Genomic DNA, 18,521 nt, shown 5'->3' with positions numbered 1-18,521 from the left:
GGGCCGTCGAAGACTACGACGTTAAGAGGTTGGGTGTGTAAGCGCTGTGAGGCGTTGAGCTAACCAATACTAATTGCCCGTGAGGCTTGACCATATAACACCCAAGCAATTTGCGTCGAAGAGACCAGATTGCGGTGTGTGAAGACGAAACGAACCGAAAGTTCGAGATCTTGCAAAACACCGAAAGCTATCACATACCCAATTTGCTGAAGCGAGGCCAGCTGGCCACGACTCAGTACCCGAATTTCTTGACGACCATAGAGCATTGGAACCACCTGATCCCATCCCGAACTCAGCAGTGAAACGATGCATCGCCGATGGTAGTGTGGGGTTTCCCCATGTGAGAGTAGGTCATCGTCAAGATTAAATTCCAGAACCCCTGATTGCTTATGCAGTCAGGGGTTTTGTTTTGCGCGGTCGGAAAGTATGGCGAGCGTCTCCAAGTGTTCCTCACTTGCAGCCTACGATTGTCTTCAATGCTAAAGTCCATCCCTCGATTTTGCTTTTCCCAAGGAAGCCGTTATGCCGGATGCGACGTCCCTCAGTGCTGGATTCATGGTGGTTCACGGCAACCGCCTGGATGAGCTGCGCAGCCTGGTTGTCAGCTGGATGCGCCGTTACCCGCTGGCTCCCCTGGAAAACGAAATCGCCCTGGTACAAAGCAACGGTATTGCCCAGTGGCTGAAACTGGCGCTGGCTGAAGACCCTGAAGACGACGACATGGGCGGTTGCGGCATCGCTGCCGCTATTGATGTGCAGCTTCCCGGCAGCTTCATGTGGCAGCTCTATCGCATGGTCCTGGGCAAAGACGAAATCCCGCCCAAGTCCCTGCTGGATAAAGCCCCACTGACCTGGCGTCTCATGCGCCTGTTGCCGGAGCTGATCGATCAGCCCCATTTCGAACCCCTGCAACGCTTCCTGACCCACGATACGGATCTGCGCAAACGCTACCAACTCGCGGAACGCCTCGCCGACCTGTTCGACCAATACCAGGTCTACCGTGCCGACTGGCTGGAAGATTGGGCTGCCGGTCGCCATCAACTGCGCAATGGCCGTGGCGAATCCAAACCCTTGAGCCCGGCCAACTGCTGGCAAGCCGAACTATGGCGCGCCCTGCTGTTGGACGTAGGAGAGGAGGGCATGGCTCAAAGCCGCGCCGGAGTTCACCAACGCTTTATCGAGCGCATCAATAGCCTGGAGCAGGCACCGATAGGCCTGCCCTCCCGCGTGATCGTCTTCGGCATTTCCTCCTTGCCAGCCCAAGCGCTGGAAGCCCTTGCCGGCCTCGCCCGTTTCAGCCAGGTGCTGCTGTGTGTGCACAACCCTTGTCGCCATCACTGGTCCGACATCGTCGCCGACAAAGACCTGCTCCGAAACGAATACAAGCGCCAGGCACGCAAGGCCGGAATGCCGGTCACCATCGACCCGCAAACCCTGCATCAGCACGCCCACCCGCTGCTCGCTGCCTGGGGTAAGCAAGGTCGCGACTACATCAACCTGTTGGACAGCTACGACGACCCCAACAGTTACCGCTCGGCATTCCGTGACGGTCGTATCGACCTGTTCAGCGAGAGCGAGCCCACCACCTTGCTCAACCAACTCCAGGACGACATCCTCGAACTGCGCCCCCTCAACGAAACCCGTGAACTCTGGCCAAGCGTCGACCTGGCGCGCGACACTTCCATTCGCTTCCACATCGCCCACAGTGCCCAACGCGAAGTTGAAGTTCTTCACGACCAGTTACTGCAGCGCTTCAGCGCCGACCCCACGCTGCGCCCACGGGACATCATCGTCATGGTCCCCGACGTCGACAGCTACGCGCCGCATATTCGCGCCGTATTCGGCCAGCTTGAAAGAAGCGACCTACGCTTCATTCCGTTCACGCTTACGGACCAGGGCCAGCGCGGCCGCGATCCGTTACTGATCGCCGTCGAGCACCTGCTCAAGCTCCCGGACAGCCGCTTTCCGGTCAGCGAAATCCTCGACCTGCTCGACGTCCCGGCCCTGCGGGAACGCTTCGCCATCAAGGAACGCGACCTGCCGACCCTGCACCGCTGGATCGAAGGCGCCGGTATCCGTTGGGGCCTCAACGCCGAACAACGCGCCGGCCTCGGCTTGCCCCAGGAGCTGGAGCAAAACAGCTGGCGGTTCGGCCTACGTCGCATGCTCCTGGGCTACGCCGTCGGTACGGGCTCTGCCTGCGATGGCATCGAGCCGTACGATGAAATCGGCGGCCTCGATGCTGCCTTGATAGGACCGCTGGTCGCACTGCTCGATGCGCTGCACGACGCCCACCAGGCACTTTCGCAACCTGCCGCGCCGACAGAGTGGGGCGAGCGCCTGCAAAACCTGATGCAGTTGTTCTTCCTCCCGAGCAACGAGCACGACGACTACCTGTTGGGTCAACTCGAGCAACTGAGAGAAACCTGGCTGGAGACCTGCGAGTCCGTCGGACTGCATGACGAATTACCCCTGACCGTAGTCCGCGAGGCCTGGCTGGCAGGCCTCGACCAAGGCCGGCTGTCCCAGCGCTTCCTCGCGGGAGCTGTCAATTTTTGTACCTTGATGCCCATGCGCGCGATCCCATTCAAGCTGGTTTGCCTACTTGGCATGAACGATGGCGACTACCCACGCGCACAACCGCCGCTGGACTTTGACCTGATGGGCAGCGACTACCGCCCAGGCGATCGGTCACGTCGCGAAGACGACCGCTACCTGTTGCTCGAAGCCCTGCTCTCCGCCCGCGACCAGCTCTACATCAGTTGGGTCGGCCGCAGTATCCGCGACAACAGTGATCGCCCGGCATCGGTCCTGATCGGGCAGTTGCGCGACCACATTGCCAGCGGCTGGCACACCACCAGTGGCGAACCACTCCTGGAAGCCACCACCCAGGAACACCCGCTCCAGCCCTTCAGCGCCCGCTACTTCCATGAAGGTGACAAGCTGTTCAGCTACGCCCGCGAATGGCAGTTGCTCCACGCAACCCCGGACAGCGTGCCCGATACCGGCAGCCTCGCACCCTACACCCAGGAAGAACCGCTGAGCCTCGGCCAACTGCAAGACTTCCTGCGCAACCCGGTCAAACACTTCTTCAGCCAGCGCCTGAAAGTGTTTTTCGAAGCCGCCGAAGTCCCGCTGGAAGATGAAGAACCCTTCGTCCTCGATGCACTGCAGCGCTATAGCCTGAGCGACAGTTTGCTCACGGCGGCACTCACCCGCCCCGACAACCTCGACGAAGCCCTCAACGCCCAGGCCCTGCGTCTGCAAGGCAGTGGCTTGTTGCCGATGGTTGGTTTCGGCGAATGCCTGCGCAAAGAACTGATCGAGCCTCTGCCCGACCTGTTGCAGCGTTACCAGCAACTCCTGGCACTCTGGCCCACTGCGCACACCAGCGCCGAACCGATCAGTTTTGAGCATCAAGGCATCCAGCTGGAAGGTTGGATCAGTGGCCTGCATCAACGCAGCGATGGCGGCTTTCTAAGCGTCACCGCCATCCCCAACAGCATCGGCTCGATCAAGACCCGTAAGTGGCATCGCCTGATTCGCCCATGGGTCAACCACCTGGTGGCCTGTGCCTGCGGCCTTCCGTTAAGTACCGGCCTGGTCGCCAGCGACGACACACTGCTATTGGCCCCACTTGAGCAAGCCACAGCCCGGGAGCTCCTCGGCAACCTGCTGCTCGCCTGGAAAACCGGCATGAGCGAACCACTGCCGGTCGCCGTTAAAACCGCATTCGCCTGGCTCGGTCAAACCGACCCGGCCAAAGCGCAAGCCGCCGCCAGCAAAGCCTACGAAGGCGACGGCCAAACCAGCGACGGCGAGCGCCGTGAAAGCCCTGCGCTCATCCGACAGTTCCCCGACTACGCCGCCTTGATGGCTAGCGAAGAGTTCGAAGGCTGGTGCGAAACCCTCTATCGACCGTTGATCAACGCTCCCTGGCGATCACTCACCAGCGCGGAGGCCAGCGCATGAGCGGTACAAAACCCCTGGCCCTGGCCTTCCCGCTCAAGGGCAGCCAACTGATCGAAGCCAGTGCCGGCACAGGCAAGACATTCACTATCTCAGCGCTCTACCTGCGGCTGGTACTCGGCCACGGAGGGGACGAATCGGGTTTCGGCCGCGAGTTGCTGCCGCCGCAAATTCTCGTCGTGACCTTCACCGATGCCGCCACCAAAGAGCTGCGTGAACGCATCCGAATCCGCCTGGCAGAAGCCGCGCGTTTTTTCCGCGAAGAAATCGAAGAACCCGACGCGTTGATCGCCGAACTGCGCGACCAATACAGCCCCGAACAATGGCCCGGCTGTGCCAATCGCCTGGACATCGCCGCCCAGTGGATGGATGAAGCCGCCGTCTCGACCATTCACAGCTGGTGCCAGCGTATGCTGCGCGAGCACGCCTTCGACAGCGGCAGCCTGTTCACCCAGACCCTGGAGACCGACCACAGCGACCTGCTCGGCGAAGTGCTGCGCGACTACTGGCGGCTGTTCTGCTACCCGATGCACGACGATGCGCTGAACTGGGTGCGCAACAATTGGGGCGGCCCGGCGGCCCTGATGCCACGGGTACGCGCGCTGTTCGGCAGCGAGCGGCCCACGGATGAAACGCGTGACCCCGCCGAGCTGATCAACGAATGCCTGCAAGAGCGCCGCCAAGCCCTCGTCGCGCTCAAGGCACCCTGGCAACAATGGGCAGAAGAATTGCGCAACATTTGCCTGCAGGCCGTCGCCGCCAAAGCCGTCGATGGTCGCAAGATGCAAGCCCGTTACTTCGAACCCTGGTTCGAAAAAATCAGCGCCTGGGCAGCTGACGAGTCTCTCGAACAACTGGACATCGGCACCGGTTTCACCCGCCTGACCCCCGACGGCATGGCCGAAGCCTGGAAAGGCGAACCACCACGCCATCCGGGTATCGACGCCATGGCCAGTCTCAAGGCCAGCCTCGACGCCCTGCCAACGCCCGATGCTGCTGTGCTGCAACACGCCGCCGGCTGGGTGGGAAAACGCTTCGAAGAAGAAAAGCGCCGTCGCGCCGAAATGGGCTTCGACGACATGCTGATCCGCCTCAACGCCGCCCTGCAAGCCGACGGCGGCGAGCGTTTGGCCAGCGTGATCCGCGAGCAATTCCCGGTCGCCCTGATCGACGAATTCCAGGACACCGACCCGGTGCAATACAGCATCTTCGACAGTATCTACCGCATCGAAGAAAACCACCTCGACAGCGGCCTGTTCCTGATCGGCGACCCAAAGCAGGCGATCTACGCCTTCCGTGGCGCCGACATCTACACCTACCTGCGCGCGCGCCAGTCCACCACCGGCCGCCATCACACCCTGGGCACCAACTTCCGTTCGAGCCACGCCATGGTCGAGGCGGTAAACCACGTATTCCAGCGCGCAGAAAAAGGCCGTGGAGCGTTCCTGTTCCGTGAACCAGACGGTACGAATCCGGTGCCGTTCCAGTCGGTATTGTCCCAAGGCCGTAAGGAACAACTGCAGGTCAACGGTCAGACGTTGCCTGCGCTGAATCTCTGGCATCTACCCACCGACCAGCCGATCTCCGGCGTGCTCTACCGCCAACAGTTGGCCGCGTCCTGTGCCAGTCAAATCGTCGCGTTACTCAATGGCGGCCAGCAGGGAACTGCCGGATTCCTCGGCAAAGACGCTAGCTTCAAAGGCGTGCTGCCGTCAGACATCGCCATCCTCGTGCGCGACGGCAAGGAAGCCCAGGCCGTGCGCGGTGAACTGGCTGCCCGTGGCGTGCGCAGCGTTTACCTCTCCGATAAGGATTCCGTGTTCGCCGCCCAGGAAGCCCACGACCTGCTGGCCTGGCTCAAGGCCTGTGCCGAGCCGGACGTCGAGCGCCCACTGCGCGCCGCCCTGGCTTGCGTCACCTTGAACCTGTCGCTGCCCGAACTGGAGCGTTTGAACCAGGACGAACTGGCGTGGGAACAACGCGTAATGCAGTTCCGCGATTACCGTACGATCTGGCGCACCCAAGGCGTGCTGCCGATGCTGCGGCGCCTGTTGCACGACTTCAAATTGCCGCAAACCCTGATCACCCGCAGCGATGGCGAGCGGGTATTGACCAACCTGTTGCACCTCTCGGAATTGCTGCAACAGGCGGCCGCAGAGCTGGACGGTGAACAAGCGCTGATTCGCCATCTGGCCGAACATCTCGCGCTTTCCGGCCAGGCCGGTGAAGAGCAGATCCTGCGCCTGGAAAGTGATGAACAACTGGTCAAAGTGGTAACGATCCACAAATCCAAGGGGCTGGAATACGACCTGGTTTTCCTGCCGTTCATTTGCTCGGCAAAACCGGTGGATGGCAGCCGCCTGCCGTTGCATTACCACGACGCAAACGGCAAATCCCAGGTCAGCCTCAGGCCCACCGCCGAGTTGATCGCCCAAGCCGACGATGAGCGCCTGGCCGAAGACTTGCGTCTGTTTTACGTGGCGCTGACCCGCGCCAAACACGCCTGCTGGCTGGGCATCGCCGACCTCAAGCGTGGCAATAACAACAGCTCGGTGCTGCACCTGTCGGCCCTGGGCTACTTGCTCGGCGGCGGCGCCGCACTTGGCGAGTCCGGCGGCCTGGCCCGCTGGTTGCTTGACCTGCAGGAAGGTTGCCCGGCACTGCATTACGCAGAAATGCCCGAGGCCGATGCGGTCGTATTCCACCCGCCGCGTAACGAAGCCACCTTGCTCGCGCCGCTGCTGCCCAAGCGCAAGGCGGCAGAAAACTGGTGGATCGCTTCCTACAGTGCGCTGCGTATCGGCGAGAGCATGAGTGCGGCGAGCCTCGAAGCGCCGGAAAGCCCACAAGCGCAGAAGCTGTTCGATGACGAACGCCTCGACCCGGATGCCCCACGCGAAGTGCCGGCTTCCGGTGGCGATATTCACCGTTTCCCACGCGGGCCGAATCCCGGCACCTTTCTCCATGGCCTGCTGGAATGGGCGGGCGGCGAAGGCTTCAATGTTACCCCGGAGGCCATCGAAGATGCGGTCGCCCGCCGCTGCAACCGACGCGGCTGGGAAGGCTGGATCGGCACACTCGGCGGTTGGCTCGGGCATCTGTTGCAAGCCCGGTTGCCGCTGGGCAACGGGCAGGTGGCCCTTAGCGAGTTGCGGCAGTACCAGATCGAAATGGAGTTCTGGTTTGCCAGCCACAAGGTCGACGTCCTCGCACTCGACAAACTGGTGTGCCAGCACACTCACAATGGCGTATCCCGCGTGGCCGCCGAACCGGTGCTGCTCAACGGCATGTTCAAGGGTTTTATCGACCTGACCTTTGAACACGAAGGCCGCTACTACGTGGCCGACTACAAATCCAATTGGCTTGGTCCCGATGATTCGGCCTACACACAGCAGGCCATGGAACTGTCGATCCTCGACCATCGTTACGACCTGCAATATGTACTTTACCTGCTGGCCCTGCATCGTCAGCTGAAGGCGCGGCTGCCGGAGTACGACTACGACCGTCACGTCGGCGGCGCGTTGTACCTGTTCCTGCGGGGCACCCATTCCGCGAGCCAGGGCGCGTATTTCACCCGACCGCCCCGGGAATTGATCGAAAGCCTGGACCTGCTGTTCCAGGGCAAACCGCTACCACCCAAGGCCGAGCCCGCCTGGGAACAAGGAGAGCTGCTATGAGCCTGTCGCCGTTACCGCTTGAGGAGCTGACGCCCCTCAGCCGCGCCGCCGACCTGGTGCAACTGCTCGATCTCTGGGTGCAGCGCGGCTGGTTGCGCGCGCTGGACAAGGCCTTTGTCGGCTTCCTCCACGAACTCGATCCGCAGGCTGATCCTTTAGTCCTGCTGGCCGCGGCCCTGACCAGCCACCAACTGGGCCATGGCCATGTGTGCCTGGACCTGTTCGAAACCCTCAAGGCCCCGGATTTCGCTCTGTCGCTGCCACCCGAAGGCGATGTGCAAACCGGCGTCATGCTGCTGCCATCACAGTTGCTCGACGGCCTGGACGGCGCCCATTGGTGCCATGCCCTGGCCGCCAGCCGTCTGGTGGCACTGGCCGTCGACGGCAGCGAGGAGGCGCAAAGCCGGCCACTGGTGCTGTCGGGCAAACGCCTGTACTTGCGCCGCTACTGGACCTACGAACGGCGTATCGACAGCGCTTTGCGCCTGCGACTCGCCACCCGGGAAAGCGTTGCCGCCGATCTGCCCGAACGCCTGAATCGCCTGTTCGACCAGGCCCCGCCAGACGGTGTTGTCGACTGGCAAAAACTCGCCTGCGCCTTGGCCACCCGCGGTGCATTCAGCATCGTCACCGGCGGGCCGGGTACCGGCAAGACCACCACGGTGGTGCGTTTGCTTGCGCTGTTGCAGGCCCCCGCCGTGGAAGCGGGCAGCGCGTTGCGCATCCGTCTGGCGGCGCCCACCGGCAAGGCGGCCGCGCGCTTGACCGAGTCCATCAGCCAGCAAGTGCTGTCTCTGAAAGTGCCTGATGCGGTGAAGGAAAAAATTCCGACCCAGGTCACCACCGTTCACCGTTTGCTCGGCAGCCGTCCCGGCACCCGACACTTCCGGCATCACATCGGCAATCCGTTGCCCCTGGATGTGCTGGTAGTGGACGAAGCCTCGATGATCGACCTGGAAATGATGGCCAACCTGCTGGACGCCTTGCCACCCCATGCTCGCCTGGTACTGCTGGGTGACAAGGACCAGTTGGCCTCGGTTGAAGCCGGGGCGGTGCTGGGGGATTTGTGCCGCGACGCCGAAGCCGGTTTCTACAGCCCGCAAACCCGCCAGTGGCTGCAACAGGTCAGCGGCGAAGACCTCGGCGCCAGCGGCCTGCAGGAAGACCTCGACGGTAGCCACCCCTTGGCGCAACAAGTGGTGATGCTGCGTTACTCGCGGCGTTTCGGCGAAGGCAGCGGCATTGGCCAGCTGGCCCGCTGGGTCAACCAGCAAAACCCTGAGCAGGCCCGCAAACTGCTGGCTGCCCGCAGCCATGCCGACCTGTTTTGCGTCAGCCTCAAGGGCGAGCAGGACCATGCCCTGGAGCGCCTGGTGCTGGACGGCCATGGCGACGGTGCCCACGGTTATCGCCATTACCTGAAACTGCTGCAGACCGCGCGTCCGTCCCTGGAGACGCCACGGGATGACGAGGCCTGGACGCTCTGGGCGCAAAAGCTGCTGAAAGCCTTCGACGCTTTCCAGCTGCTCTGCGCCGTACGCAAGGGCCCATGGGGCGTGGAGGGCCTGAACCTGCGCATTACCGCCGCGCTGCTCAAGGCACGGCTGATCGACAGCGACCAGCAATGGTACGAAGGGCGCCCGGTGTTGATGACTCGCAACGATTACGGCCTGGGCCTGATGAACGGCGATATCGGTATCGCCCTCAAGCTGCCCGAAAGCGACGGCGGGCCGCAGGTTCTGCGCGTCGCGTTCCCGCGCAACGATGGCCAGGGCGGCGTACGGTTTGTGTTGCCCAGCCGGCTCAACGACGTCGAAACCGTCTATGCGATGACGGTGCACAAATCTCAGGGCTCTGAATTCACCCACACCGCACTGATTCTGCCGGACGCCTTGAACCCGGTGCTCACCAAAGAGCTGATCTACACCGGCATCACCCGCGCCAAGGACTGGTTCAGCCTGATCGAACCGCGGGGTGGCGTATTCGAAGAGGCGGTGAGCCGCAAGGTGAAACGCTTGAGTGGGCTGATGCTGGAACTGGGCACTTGATCGTCAAAGAAGCTGACCAATGAGTCATCTAAATTTTCTGATCCAAATGTGTGATTTTTCTTAATAAAATGTCGGAATCCTCCTGGGTGTCGCCTCGGGGGTTTTCCGCCGTTGTGCTATCGTTGCGGCATCATCCCGAGAAGATCAAAGAGAATCGCTGCATGAACGTGGCTGTCTCGCCCACAGAGCGAAGTTTGAGCTGGAGACGAATGCTGCTGTTGGCGCTTCTGTGCGTGTTCACGCCCCTCGTTATTGCCCAGCCGCCTGCCGGCATGGCCGATCAGCGGGCCAAGGCCGTCACCCAAGTGGTCCTGGGTATTCTCAGTTACGCCCGCTGGCCGGTAGAGCCCGCGCAATTGCGTTTGTGCATCGTCGGGCCAACCCAATACACCGATGACCTGGTCAAAGGCACCACCCAGGCTACCGGCCGTCCGGTAGTGGTGCAGCGTTTGCTGGCCGACCATCCAGACATCGCCAATGCCTGCGATGCCGTGTACATCGGCCAATTGACCAGCGACGAGCGCAGCCGCCTGTTCGCGGCATTGATCGGCCATCCGGTGCTCAGCATCAGCGAAGGCGGCGACCAATGCACCGTGGGCAGCCTGTTCTGCCTGCGGGTAGCCGACGAACAGGTGTCGTTCGAGGTCAACCTGGATTCCGTTGCCCGTAGCGGTGTGCGCATTCATCCGAGTGTGCTGCAACTGTCCCGACGTCGAGCGCCGGGGTCATGAGTGTCGATAAGGCGCCAGTGCGTCCAACCTTGCGTTCAGTGATCGGGCGCGGGCACCTGAGCCTGGCGCTGATGGCCGTCAGCATGGCCAGTATTTCCCTGACCCTGCTCGGCGTGCTCGCGCTGCGGGTGTATGCCGACCACAATCTGCACCTGATCGCCCGCTCCATCAACTACACCGTGGAAGCGGCCGTGGTGTTCAACGACAGCGCAGCGGCCACCGAGGCGTTGGGCGTGATCGCCTCGGAGGAAGAAGTGGCCGAGGCGGAAGTCTTCAACGTCGACGGCAAGCAACTGGCCCACTGGGAGCGCCCTGAAACCGGGATGCTGTCGATGATTGAGCTGCAGTTGGCGCATGCCCTGCTCGAACAGCCCATCACCCAGCCGATCCTGCACCAGGGCCAGGTCATCGGCAGCGTGCACCTGACCGGCCACGGCGGCAGCCTGTTGCGCTTCCTGCTCAGCGGCCTTGCCGGGATTCTGGTGTGCACCGCCCTCAGCGCCTGGGTTGCACTGTACCTGGCGCGGCGTTTGTTACGCGGCATCACCGGGCCGTTGCACAGCCTGGCCTCGGTGGCCCACGCCGCCCGAAGCGAGCGGGCCTTTGACCGACGCGTACCGCCGGCGAAAATCGCCGAACTCGACAGCCTGGGCAATGACTTCAATGCCCTGCTCGACGAACTGGAGGCCTGGCAGACCCACCTGCAAAGCGAAAACGAAACCCTCGCCCACCAGGCCAGCCACGACAGCCTGACCGGGCTGCCCAACCGTGCGTTCTTCGAAGGGCGGCTGATCCGCGCCCTGCGCAGCGCCGCCAAGCTCAACGAGAAAGTGGCGGTCTTGTTCCTCGACAGCGACCGCTTTAAAGACATCAACGACAACTTCGGCCACGCCGCCGGCGATGCGGTATTGGTGGCAGTGGCTAAGCGCATTCGTGCGCAACTGCGAGAAGACGACCTGGTGGCACGCCTGGGCGGCGATGAATTCGCCGTCCTGCTGTCGCCTCTGCACCGACTTGAGGACGCCCAGCGCATTGCCGAAAAAATCATCGCCAGCATGGACGCGCCCATTGCGCTGCCCGGCGACGCCCACGTATTGACCTCACTCAGTATCGGCATCGCCGTCTACCCTGATCATGGCGCCACCCCCGGTAACCTGCTCAACGCCGCCGACGCGGCGATGTACCAGGCCAAACGGCTTTCCCAGGGTGGCCAGCAAACGGCGGAATCGGAGTCCCCCGCCGCCGACGTTCAACACAGGAGTTGATCCCTTGTTCTCGACCGCACGCTTTTTATTCATCACCTTGCTCGTGGCTCTGCTCGCCCTGAGCGGCTGCCAGACCCCGCCGCCCAAAGGCCTGACACCGGCGCAAATCGCCGTGCTCAAACAGCAGGGTTTTGAACTGACTGACGAAGGCTGGGCCTTCGGCCTCTCGGGCAAGGTGCTGTTTGGCAGCGACGTCGAAAGTCTGAATGCCCCCAGCACCGAGATCGTCCAGCGCATCGGCAAGGCGCTGCTGGGCGTGGGCATTGAGCGCGTGCGGGTCGACGGCCACACCGACGCCTCGGGCAAGGAAACCTACAACCAGCAACTGTCCCTGCGCCGAGCCAAAAGCGTCGCGCACGTGTTGGCAGGCGTTGGGATGAAAGAAGAAAACGTACAACTGCGCGGGCTGGGCAGCAGCGAGCCGGTGGCGTCCAACGCGACAGCGGCGGGGCGCACCGAGAATCGCCGGGTATCGATTGTGGTGATTGCGGACTAAGCCGACGCCCTCGTTCGCTCTATGGAATGCGTTCAAAAATGTGGGAGCGGGCTTGCTCGCGAAGGCGGTGGATCAGTTGATGTATTGGGTGACTGACACACTGCTATCGCGGGCAAGCCCGGCTCCCACATTTTATTTAATCCGCAAACCTCATCTCCCGCGTTTCCCCCATCAACAACGGCTGATTCTGCTCCGTCACCTCACGGATGTAATCCCACAGCAGGGTGATCCGTTTCAACTTCCTCAAGTCCTCGCGGCAGTACATCCAGAACTGCCGCGTAATGTTTATCTCCTTCGAAAGCACCGGCAGCAACCGCGGGTCCTGTGCCGCCAAAAAGCACGGCAGGATCGCCAGCGAGCGCCCTTGCTGCGCCGCCACGTACTGCGCAATCACGCTGGTGCTGCGCAAACTGGCGCTGGCGCCGGGCACTACATTGGCCAGGTACAGCAGCTCTGAACTGAACGCTAAATCATCCACGTAGCTGATAAACGGATGCTCGGCCAGGTCCGCCGCCCGGCGGATGGGCGGGTGCTGGTCCAGGTATTCCTGCGTCGCGTACAGCTGCAGCTTGTAGTCGCACAGCTTGCAGCACACGTACGGCCCATGCTCCGGCCGTTCCAGGGCGATGACGATATCCGCCTCGCGCTTGGACAGGCTGATGAAGTGGGGCAGGGGCAGGATGTCCACCGAGATCGCCGGGTAGGTGTCGACGAAGTGGCTCAGTTGCGGGGTAACGAAGAAGCTGCCGAACCCTTCGGTGCAGCCCATGCGCACGTGGCCGGACAGCGCCACGCCGGACCCGGAAACCTGTTCGCAGGCCATGTGCAACGTGCTTTCGATGGACTCGGCGTAGCCCAGCAGGCGCTGGCCTTCGGTGGTCAATACGAAGCCGTTGGTCCGGGACTTTTCAAACAGGAGAGTGCCCAACGATCCTTCAAGGGAGCTGATGCGCCGCGACACCGTGGTGTAGTCCACGGCCAGGCGCTTGGCAGCGACGCTGGCCTTGCGGGTACGGGCGACTTCGAGGAAAAACTTCAGGTCATCCCAGTTCAGGGAGCCCAGTGACGTGATGTTTTTTTGCATATTGGACCGGCTTTTATGTGCGTTCTTATTAGAAGTTTGCACATCTATACTCCAAAAACAGTCCGAACGCCTCATCCTCAAGGCGATTCAACGCCTTGGTTCTCTGCATACCTACAAGAATTGGAGACCACATGAACGCATCTGCCGATATTTCCGTAAAACAGGTCAAGCTGCTGATCAACGGCGAGTGGGTCGAATCCAGGACCACCGAATGGCAAGACATCGTCAACCCCGCTACCCAGCAAGTGCTGGCCCGCGTACCGTTTTCCACCCCTGAAGAAGTCAACGCTGCCATCGACGCCGCCCATCGCGCCTTCCAGACCTGGAAGCTGACGCCGATCGGCGCGCGCATGCGCATCATGCTCAAGCTGCAAGCCTTGATCCGCGAGCACTCCAAGCGCATCGCCGTGGTCCTGAGTGCCGAGCAGGGCAAGACCATTGCCGACGCTGAAGGCGACATTTTCCGTGGCCTGGAAGTGGTCGAGCACGCGTGCTCCATCGGCACCCTGCAGATGGGCGAATTCGCTGAAAACGTCGCCGGCGGTGTGGACACCTACACCCTGCGCCAGCCGATCGGCGTGTGCGCCGGCATCACCCCGTTCAACTTCCCGGCGATGATTCCGCTGTGGATGTTCCCGATGGCCATTGCCTGCGGTAACACGTTCGTACTCAAGCCATCGGAACAGGACCCGCTGTCGACCCTGCTGCTGGTTGAACTGGCGCTGGAAGCCGGGGTGCCAGCCGGCGTGCTGAACGTGGTTCACGGCGGCAAGGACGTGGTGGATGCGCTGTGCACCCACAAAGATATCAAGGCCGTGTCCTTCGTCGGTTCGACCGCCGTGGGGACTCACGTCTACGACCTCGCCGGTAAACACGGCAAGCGCGTGCAATCGATGATGGGTGCCAAGAACCACGCCGTGGTGCTGCCGGATGCCAATCGCGAACAAACCCTGAACGCCCTGGTCGGCGCCGGTTTCGGTGCTGCGGGTCAGCGTTGCATGGCAACTTCCGTGGTGGTGCTGGTAGGCGCGGCCAAGCAATGGCTGCCGGACCTCAAGGCCCTGGCGCAAAAGCTCAAGGTGAACGCCGGCAGCGAAGCCGGTACCGATGTGGGTCCGGTAATCTCCAAGCGCGCCAAGGCACGCATTCTCGACCTGATCGAAAGCGGCGTAAAAGAAGGTGCCAAGCTGGAGCTGGATGGCCGCGGCATCAAGGTGCCGGGTTTCGAAGACGGTAACTTCGTCGGCCCAACTCTGTTCTCCGGCGTGACCACCGACATGCAGATCTACACCCAGGAAATCTTCGGCCCGGTGCTGGTGGTGCTGGAAGTCGACACCCTCGACCAAGCCATCGCCCTGGTCAACGCCAACCCGTTCGGCAACGGCACCGGCCTGTTCACCCAGAGCGGCGCGGCGGCGCGTAAATTCCAGAGCGAAATCGATGTGGGCCAGGTTGGCATCAACATCCCGATTCCCGTGCCGGTTCCGTTCTTCAGCTTCACCGGTTCCCGTGGTTCGAAACTCGGCGACCTGGGCCCGTACGGCAAGCAAGTGGTGCAGTTCTACACCCAGACCAAAACCGTCACCAGCCGCTGGTTCGACGACGACAGCGTCAACGATGGCGTCAACACCACCATCAACCTGCGCTGATCGAGGAGACGACCATGAAGATTGCATTTATCGGCCTGGGCAACATGGGCGCGCCGATGGCGCGCAACCTGATCAAGGCTGGCCATGCGCTGAACCTGTTCGACCTGAACCAGACCGTGCTCAAGGAACTGGCGGAACTGGGCGGCACCATCAGCGCTTCACCGCGCGCGGCAGCCGAAGGCGCCGAGTTGGTGGTGACCATGCTCCCGGCTGCGGCCCATGTGCGCAGTGTGTGGCTCGGTGAAGGCGGCGTGCTCGCCGGCATCGGCAAAGGCGTGCCGGCGGTGGATTGCAGCACCATCGACCCGCAGACCGCCCGCGATGTAGCGGCGGCGGCAGCGAAACAAGGCGTGGTGATGGCGGATGCTCCAGTGTCCGGCGGCACCGGCGGTGCCCAGGCCGGGACGTTGACCTTCATGGTCGGCGCCACCCCGGAACTGTTCGCCACCCTGCAACCGGTGCTGGCGCAGATGGGCCGCAACATCGTCCATTGCGGCGAAGTCGGCACCGGGCAAATCGCCAAGATCTGCAACAACCTGCTGCTGGGTATCACCATGGTCGGCGTCAGCGAAGCCATGGCCCTGGGCGATGCGCTGGGCATCGACACCCAAGTGTTGGCGGGAATCATCAACAGCTCCACCGGGCGCTGCTGGAGTTCGGACACCTACAACCCATGGCCCGGGATTATCGAGACGGCGCCGTCGTCCCGGGGTTATACCGGTGGGTTTGGTGCAGAACTGATGCTCAAGGATCTGGGACTGGCCACTGAAGCGGCCCGCCAGGCACACCAGCCGGTGATCCTCGGCGCAGTGGCGCAGCAGTTGTATCAATCGATGAGCCAACGTGGGGAAGGGGGCAAGGACTTCTCGGCGATCATCAACAGCTATCGAAAACCAAAGTAGGGCAATTGTCCTTCTTCACTGTGGGCCCCTGATTTTTACTGCGTAGACCTTCCAGCACCAGCTCACTACTGGTGCTTTTTTTTGGCCTGAATAAACCCCTTCGCGACGTTTGTGGGAGGGCGGTATTACTTATCGACTAATGCCTAGGGATAAGGTTTTTTTGCATTGTTATAATAGTTGTGAAATAAACTTTTACAAGTTTCAGGTGTGACGCTGAAATATCATGTTTTTGATCATGGGTTATTCATTTGGTGAGTGTCCATGGGGCGCTCGATTATCATGCCGTTATAATTTATTTCTCAGTTATGTGTGTTCGGTTTGTCGTGGCTTCCCTCATTAAATACCCATGTTTATTGCGTGTTTACATTTCTCTTTGATGTTGACTATTGCCTCGCTAGTATCGGTTTTGCGAGCGTTGTCATGGTTGCTGCGTCTCGATAACTTCCGCCGAAGCGTTGTACTTTCAAAGTTGTGCAGGTGTGTCAGAGATGGCTAGCGAATGGATGCGTACATCGGGTTTCCCAGGGCTATCGGCCTCATCGAACGAGGCCGCCCTGGAACTTGAAAAAGCCCGCATCCTGGCCCGCCACCTCTCCCGGTTGCTCGACCTCTGGGCTGCGATGCAGTCCAGCGCAAGGCCCGGGCAGGCTTATTCTGACGCCAAGGATGTGCCACCTCATTCGGTGTCAGCGTGTTGCAAGCGCACGCGTGTGGGTCTGCAATGTCGTGAAGAAACCGGCGTCGGTTGATCGCTGTAAATCCTGACCAGTCCTATATAAACGCAAAAAGAGTTTCGTGCTCGGCGGTAACTACCGTCGTGGGCATTCGCTCGCGCTGAAATACGTGTGTCCATATAAAAAACGGGTGAGAGATGAAAAACATAACTATTGTCGACAAGGCAACGGGGACGGCGACAGAGCATGCCTTTGGCAACGCCAGCCTCAAGGGAACCAGCATTGTAAAACTGCCGTTCGGACAAGAAAGCGTTCAATCGTTTCAACAGTCCGGCCAAAACCTGGTGGTCACTCTAAAGTCTGGAGAAACCATCACCATTCAGAACTTTTTTGTGGTGGGAGCCGACGGCTCCGCTAACCAACTGGTACTGGAAAATGCCGACGGAACATTGTTGCTCGGCAACTATTCCACGCCGTATTCGGGTTTCAACTTCACCGAAATCTCGACCCTGGACGACCTGGGTGTGGCAGCCATTGCCGCTGACAGTGCGGTGCCGGACTGGGTGCTGTGGGGCTTGGGCATCCTCGCCGTCGGCGGTACCGCCGCGGCATTGAGCGGTGGTGGCGGTGGTGGTGGCCATCATCATCAAACGCCAGTTCCTGCACCCGGTGCTGCGACCGGTTTATCGGTCAACAGCGCGGGCACGGTGGTCAGCGGTAAAGGTCAGCCTGGCACCACAGTCACGGTCAAGGATGCCGCCGGTAACGTACTGGGCACAGGCACTGTGGGTACCGACGGCAACTTCCAGGTCAACCTGGACAAGCCGCAAACCAATGGCGAAACCCTGCAAGTCGTCCTCAAGGATGCAGCGGGTCAGGAATCGCAACCTGCGTCTGTGGTAGCGGGTGATACAACCGCCCCCGCCGCACCGAACGGTTTGGCCGTCAGTGCAGACGGTACAACCGTCAGCGGTAAGGGCGAGCCTAATTCGACCGTGATCATCAAGGATGCCAATGGCGAGGTCCTCGGCACCGGCACCGTGGATGCTGAAGGCAACTTCCAGGTCACCCTGGGAACTGCGCAAACCAATGGCGAAACCCTGCAAGTCACCCTCAAGGATGCTGCCGGCAATGAATCGTCCGCCAGCCCCGTGGTGGCTGGCGACAGCACCGCCCCGGATGCGCCGACCAACCTGGTGATCAGTGCCGATGGCGCAACTGTCAGCGGTAAAGGTGAACCGAACGCTGCCGTGAGCATCAAGGATGCCAGCGGCAACGTGATCGGTACGGGCACCGTCGGCGCGGATGGCAATTTCCAGGTTTCGCTCGACACACCCGCGCCCGAAGGCGAAAGCCTGGCGATCACGCTCAAAGACGCTGCCGGCAATGAGTCGGCTCCGGGTGCGCTGGTTGTCGCCGATATTGAGACACCGCTTGCGCCGCGCAACCTGGCAATCAGTGACGTGGGTGACACGCTCAGCGGTGAAGGCGCCGCGGCCCACAAAGTCATCATCCTCAACGATGCTGGTGAAGTGGTCGGCAGCGGAACAGTGGCAGATGACGGAACATTCCTGGTGCAACTGAACTCGCTGCACATCAATGGCGAGCGGCTACGCGTGTTCCTGCGCAACTTCTCGGGCAAGGAATCCCTGCCAGGCATCGTCATCGCGGGGGACACCATCGCCCCGGATGCCCCAACAAACCTGGTGGTTGGCGAAGATGGCAGCACCGTCACCGGCAAGGGCGAACCGCGCGCGACCGTTACCGTGAAAGACGCCGATGGCAACGTGATCGGCACTGGCACGGTCGGCGACGACGGTAATTTTCAAGTCACCCTGGATCCGCTTCAGGTTAACGGCGAAACACTGGCTGTCACATTGACCGATGCAGCAGGCAACGAGTCTGTTCCGGCTTCTGTGATCGCTGTTGATATTGATGATACGGACGCTGATGCGGATGCTGACGCGGATGCCGATGCCGATGCCGATGCCGATGCCGATGCGGACGCTGACGCTGACGCTGACGC

10 protein-coding genes and 2 rRNA genes are annotated in these 18,521 nt (G+C 61.5%); 11 read left to right on the top strand and 1 reads right to left on the bottom strand.

The genetic code is table 11. The annotated features are described in order from the left end of the window. The 8 genes from HX786_RS30560 to HX786_RS30525 all read left to right on the top strand — a co-directional run. Nucleotides 1–94: ribosomal RNA gene (locus HX786_RS30560) — 23S ribosomal RNA — on the top strand; the annotation flags it as partial. A 153-nt stretch (nucleotides 95–247) separates the two neighbouring features. Further along, a 5S ribosomal RNA gene (gene rrf / locus HX786_RS30555) occupies nucleotides 248–363 on the top strand. A 159-nt stretch (nucleotides 364–522) separates the two neighbouring features. Next, complete coding sequence (gene recC, locus HX786_RS30550; RefSeq protein ID WP_177068204.1) at nucleotides 523–3,972, top strand: exodeoxyribonuclease V subunit gamma; 3,450 nt, start codon at nucleotides 523–525, stop codon at nucleotides 3,970–3,972. Continuing rightward, entirely contained in the window at nucleotides 3,969–7,646 is a 3,678-nt protein-coding gene (gene recB / locus HX786_RS30545) for an exodeoxyribonuclease V subunit beta (RefSeq protein ID WP_178913033.1), read from the top strand. The genes recC and recB overlap by 4 nt, the downstream gene beginning before the upstream one ends. Next, nucleotides 7,643–9,694, top strand: coding sequence for an exodeoxyribonuclease V subunit alpha (recD, locus tag HX786_RS30540; protein WP_178903978.1), 2,052 nt, complete (start codon nucleotides 7,643–7,645; stop codon nucleotides 9,692–9,694). The genes recB and recD overlap by 4 nt, the downstream gene beginning before the upstream one ends. 161 nt (nucleotides 9,695–9,855) lie before the next feature. Next, nucleotides 9,856–10,425, top strand: coding sequence for a YfiR family protein (locus HX786_RS30535; protein ID WP_178913032.1), 570 nt, complete (start codon nucleotides 9,856–9,858; stop codon nucleotides 10,423–10,425). Then, nucleotides 10,422–11,690, top strand: coding sequence for a diguanylate cyclase domain-containing protein (locus HX786_RS30530; protein WP_178913031.1), 1,269 nt, complete (start codon nucleotides 10,422–10,424; stop codon nucleotides 11,688–11,690). The genes HX786_RS30535 and HX786_RS30530 overlap by 4 nt, the downstream gene beginning before the upstream one ends. 4 nt (nucleotides 11,691–11,694) lie before the next feature. Continuing rightward, the gene (locus HX786_RS30525) at nucleotides 11,695–12,186 is read left to right on the top strand and encodes an OmpA family protein (RefSeq protein ID WP_003214188.1); all 492 of its coding nucleotides are present in this window, start codon (nucleotides 11,695–11,697) and stop codon (nucleotides 12,184–12,186) included. Nucleotides 12,187–12,322: 136 nt separating this feature from the next. Here the strand turns inward: HX786_RS30525 and HX786_RS30520 are convergent, their stop codons facing one another. Beyond that, a complete protein-coding gene (locus HX786_RS30520; RefSeq protein WP_177010071.1) occupies nucleotides 12,323–13,270 on the bottom strand; it encodes a LysR family transcriptional regulator in 948 nt (315 codons plus the stop codon). A 131-nt stretch (nucleotides 13,271–13,401) separates the two neighbouring features. On the opposite strand from HX786_RS30520, the gene HX786_RS30515 reads away from it, so the two are divergent. The 3 genes from HX786_RS30515 to HX786_RS30505 all read left to right on the top strand — a co-directional run. Then, nucleotides 13,402–14,919, top strand: a complete 1,518-nt coding sequence (locus tag HX786_RS30515) for a CoA-acylating methylmalonate-semialdehyde dehydrogenase (RefSeq protein ID WP_008430611.1) — start codon at nucleotides 13,402–13,404, stop codon at nucleotides 14,917–14,919. 14 nt (nucleotides 14,920–14,933) lie between these two features. Next, the gene (gene mmsB, locus HX786_RS30510; protein ID WP_178913030.1) at nucleotides 14,934–15,821 is read left to right on the top strand and encodes a 3-hydroxyisobutyrate dehydrogenase; all 888 of its coding nucleotides are present in this window, start codon (nucleotides 14,934–14,936) and stop codon (nucleotides 15,819–15,821) included. Nucleotides 15,822–16,692: 871 nt separating this feature from the next. Beyond that, a partial coding sequence (locus HX786_RS30505) for an Ig-like domain-containing protein (protein ID WP_178913029.1) occupies nucleotides 16,693–18,521 on the top strand: 1,829 nt, incomplete at its 3' end.

Source organism: Pseudomonas sp. 21615526, assembly GCF_013386245.1.
GTDB lineage: Bacteria > Pseudomonadota > Gammaproteobacteria > Pseudomonadales > Pseudomonadaceae > Aquipseudomonas.
Note: the sequence above shows the minus strand (reverse complement) of the source record. Positions and strands in the feature narration are given on the sequence as shown.